The organism is Streptococcus danieliae, assembly GCF_025447695.1.
Classification (GTDB): domain Bacteria; phylum Bacillota; class Bacilli; order Lactobacillales; family Streptococcaceae; genus Streptococcus; species Streptococcus danieliae.
The window spans coordinates 1-4241 of the sequence record NZ_JAOBSU010000126.1; the positions used below are offsets into that span (position 1 = coordinate 1).

A 4241-nucleotide genomic window follows, 5' to 3' on the forward strand; every position below is an offset into this window, starting at 1 on the left:
ATTCCCCTGAACTGAATCCTATTGAGAACAGTTGGGCTATTTTGAAAAAAGCGGTGACAGAATTGCTTAGAAAGACAGGTGATTTGACTGACGCAATAACATACTATTTAAAAACTAAATGACTATAAGAGCAAGTAGAAAAGTAGAGACGGTGGCTTCTGAAACCGAAAGTGAGGTGATGCCTATGGGCAACTCATCGAAATCTGACGGAAAGGAGGAGTCTTTCTTTTGACAGCATTTGAGATTGTTCACAAAATCCTTAGCTTTGGTACCTTTACCATCGCTTTGATCGGTTTGTGTTACACAATCTTCAAACATGATGACAAAAAGAAATAACCCGTCCCCACTTTGACCCAGTCGGACGAGTTATTCGTAACTATGAAGTCACCGTCTTAAACGGTTCTACCAAGGGTAGTTGTTGACGCAACTACCCTTTTTCATTTCCATTATACCTATTATTGGACAAGAATACAAGTTTGACTTACGACTATCCGTAAAAAAAGAAGGAGCTCCTTTAGTTTAAAAAAAATTCAACTACTGTATCTCTCCTCTTATTCCAAGACTAACATAGCCTTGATCGATTTTCGTTGATCCATGTCCTGATAAGCTTGGTTAATATCCTCCAAGGAGTAAGAACTTGTGAAAACCTTACCGGGATTGATGTCACCATCCAAAACGGCTTTGAGGAGGACTTGTTTGTCATAGGTCGTTACAGATGCTGCCCCGCCTCCGATGGTGATATTTTGGGCAAAGGTTGAACCTAGGGCGTGGTTCGCATAGTGAGGGACACCGACAAAGCCGATGCGACCACCGTTATGGAGGACTCCGAGGGCTTGGTCAATGGAGGCTTCGGTTCCGACACACTCTAGAGCAGCGTCGGCACCACCACCAAGAAGTTCACGAACCTTAGCAATACCTGCTTCTCCCCGTTCAGCCACCACAGCGGTTGCTCCAAACTCACGGGCTAAGGCCTGGCGGTCCGCATGGCGGCTCATCATGACAATCTGACTGGCTCCCCGCATCTTGGCTGCAATCACAGCACACTGGCCAACGGCACCGTCTCCAATCACCACGACCTTATCTCCGGGTTTGACATCTGCCACACGCGCCGCATGGTAACCTGTAGGCATGACGTCAGCCAGGCTTAAAAGCGACTTCAGCATGCCTTCAGAGTAGTTCGAAGGCTGGCCAGGAATTTTGACCAGGGCCCAGTTGGCAAAGTGGAAACGGATATACTCGGCTTGGACGCCGCCCGACCAGTTGTTACCGATGTGCCTGTCACAGGTCCCGTCAAAGCCTGCTCGGCAGGCATCACATTCGCCACAGCCATGAGTGAAGGGCGCAATGACAAAGTCGCCAGGTTGCACAGTCGTGATAGCGGCGCCGACTTCTTCAACAATCCCAATCGCCTCATGACCAGAATTGCGGGTGCCAGACTCCATCTGGTCGTCCCGATAGCGCCAAAGATCAGAACCACAAACACAGGTTCTGACAATACGAATAATAACATCTTGAGAGTCTTCAATCTGGGGACGATCAATCTCCACTAGACCAACTTGACCGGGTTTTAGATAAACAGCTGATTTCATCTGTTCTCTCCTCACTTCTATTCATAACTTGCAATCAGGGCTTGGATCAGTTCGACATGGGCTAGATAATCAGCAATGCTGACATTTTCATCTCCTGCATGGTCACGGCTGGTCGCATTGCCCATTCCAAAGCCAGCAATCGGAACTTCCAGAACCTCAAAAACGGTGTGCATAGGTCCCGTACCCGGTGAGGTTGGTAAGACAGACACGCCTTCCGGAGTCAGCGCTTCCGCTAGTTCAATGACACGCAGGATCGGCGGAGCCGACATATCGCTGCGGTAACTTTTTTCACCTAGGGTAAAATCTACTTGAACTCGGTCAAAGCCGTGCTTCGTCAAATGCTGCCGGATTTTCTCCAAAACATCCTGAGGATCTAAACCCGGAACCAGGCGGACTTCCATTTTAGCCTGGGCTTGGGCCGGGATAATGGTTTTAACGCCTTGTCCTAGGTAGCCTGCGGACAGACCTTCAATGGTGATCGATGGTTCAAAATAGAGGCGTTTGAGAAATTCACGCCGGTCCTGAACCAGGGTTGGTAGGGCCAAGCCATAGATTTGGGTCACTGATTCAGGATTGGCTAGAGCATAAGCTTCAACCAGGGCCATTTCCCGTTCATTGGGTTCCCGCACCTGGTCATAAATGCCCTCAACCAGGATGCGTCCATCAGCTGCTCGCATAGACTGGAGGGCAGCGACCAGGTACCAGGCCGCTGAGTCAATCACGCCACCATAAGAAGAATGGATATCCAAGGCTGCTGATTCAACTGAGAGGTCAAAGGTTACAATCCCCTTGTTACCACCGGCTATCTCCAACTGGTGTTGCTGGTTCCGATGCCCTTGCTCCCAGACTAGCAAATCTGCTCCGCTCAAGTCCTCTTTGTATTTTTGCAAATACCGATCCAAATCAACCGAAGCGGACTCCTCGGCACCTTCGGCAATAAAAATCACATGAACCGGCAAGGAGCCGCCCGACTGAGCCTGGTACTTCTTGAGGGCCGATAGGCGGGCTGTGATGTGGCCCTTGTCATCGTCAACTCCGCGTCCGTAGATAAAGCCATCGCGCACGCTGACTTCAAAAGGCTGACCCGTCCAGAGCTGATCACCATCGGCTGGAACCGTGTCGTAATGGTTGTAAAAAATGATAGTTTTAGCGTCTGGGCGGTTGGACAAGAATTTCGCCATCACAAAAGGCGCGGCATAGGAGTTGTCCAAAACCACCTCATCAGCACCTGCTTCATGAAAATAATCGCGCAGAAGACTAGCCACCTCCAAGAGACCGACCTGCTGGGCAAAAATGGATTTCTTGGACACCAGCACCTTCAGCTTCTCAAAATATTCCTGAATAATAGTATCTTCTTCGAATTGTTGCAAACTTTCCTTGCTCATATCTGTTCTCACTTTCCTGATTTCAATACTTTCATCCTACCACACCGCCCCAACTTTAACCAATTACCATCCTTGAAGAGGCTGATTATATTTCCTTATCAGCAAAGCCCGTCACTTCCAGCTGACCTTCCAACAAGACCTGACCATTTAAGAGCAGACGCAAGGCATGCGGACCATCCCAGTGCTTGCGCGTGGTCTTGTCCACCCACTCATAAGACCAGGTTCCGCGCAAGGATGCAGTCTCCCGATCCTTGAGCATAAAGGATTTCTGGCCCATCCGTCCCGTCGGTTTCCTAAAATCCACCTGCAGCTCCAAGCGCAAGGGACCCGCTTGGCCCACCTCTAGCTCATAATCCAGCAACAGTCGCTCTCCTTTATGGATTTTTGGGGGAAAATTCCAAGTCACCTGCTCCAGATCCTCTCGACTCCTGTAACCAAAAAGGGCCAGTGCCCGAGGATGCCCGGCCTTGAGTAAGGTTCTGGCAGCCCGCTTAACAATCCAATCAGTGTCAGGAGAGTAACCCTGCCAGCCCTCCAGCAAGTCCAATACCTCTTCCGGGTGCGTCCGCGTCCAATCATTCAAGTGATTAGCCACAGATTTACGGACATAGAGGGACGGATCCGCTTTTAAATTTTCCAAAAGTCCCCAAATCTCCAGACGATACTGGTCCAAGTCCGGAATTTTTTGGCCCCAAGGTAGATTGGGCCGCACCCCCTCGCTGGCCAAACGCCGCTGGTGTTCATTCTCTGACAGTGCCCAGCGCTGCAGCTGCTCAAAAGTCCGCTCAAAATCCCGTTTCAAAAAAGGACGGATGGCGAACTCCGCCGACGATGACGCCGTCAAAACCGTCAAGGCCCTCATGGAAGCCGCAAAATGCTCCAAGCCAAACAGGGACACTACATCCGGTAGAAATAGATAACGAAAACCCTGCACCCGAACTCCAACCAGCTCCAAAAAGTCAGCCACCTGCTCAAACGGACGATCCAGACAGGCAACCAAAACATACGCCAAGCGCTCATGCCGCTGCCGCAAACTAAGTGCCTTCCAGTCTCCTTGGGTCACTTCAGCCAAAAATCGCTGAACCGGAAAATCCGCCTCCACCTCCACAAAGGCCCAGGCAAACTCTGTCAAAACCTCCGCCGTATACATATCTTTCAAATCTGCCATAAAACCTCCAAAAAAGAGGCTAGGACAAAAGTCTAGCCTCTCTCTTTATGATTAGCAAAATACCTTTGACGCAGTAGTTGATTGGGTCTAACAGCATTG

The 4241-nt window shown here is 49.9% G+C and carries 4 protein-coding genes; 1 reads left to right on the forward strand and 3 read right to left on the reverse strand.

The features are described 5' to 3' along the window. Window positions 1-228 precede the first annotated feature (228 nt). Window positions 229-336, forward strand: coding sequence for a putative holin-like toxin (locus tag N4310_RS08615; protein WP_338092455.1), 108 nt, complete (start codon window positions 229-231; stop codon window positions 334-336). A 215-nt stretch (window positions 337-551) separates the two neighbouring features. Here N4310_RS08615 and N4310_RS07715 read toward each other — a convergent pair whose 3' ends face one another. The 3 genes from N4310_RS07715 to N4310_RS07725 form a co-directional block, all read right to left on the reverse strand. Beyond that, entirely contained in the window at window positions 552-1589 is a 1038-nt protein-coding gene (locus N4310_RS07715) for a zinc-binding dehydrogenase (protein WP_262092716.1), read from the reverse strand. Between the two features lie 17 nt (window positions 1590-1606). Beyond that, the gene (locus N4310_RS07720) at window positions 1607-2974 is read right to left on the reverse strand and encodes a M20/M25/M40 family metallo-hydrolase (RefSeq protein ID WP_262092717.1); all 1368 of its coding nucleotides are present in this window, start codon (window positions 2972-2974) and stop codon (window positions 1607-1609) included. Window positions 2975-3059: 85 nt separating this feature from the next. After that, the gene (locus N4310_RS07725; protein ID WP_262092718.1) at window positions 3060-4142 is read right to left on the reverse strand and encodes a DNA alkylation repair protein; all 1083 of its coding nucleotides are present in this window, start codon (window positions 4140-4142) and stop codon (window positions 3060-3062) included. Between the last annotated feature and the right edge of the window lie 99 nt (window positions 4143-4241).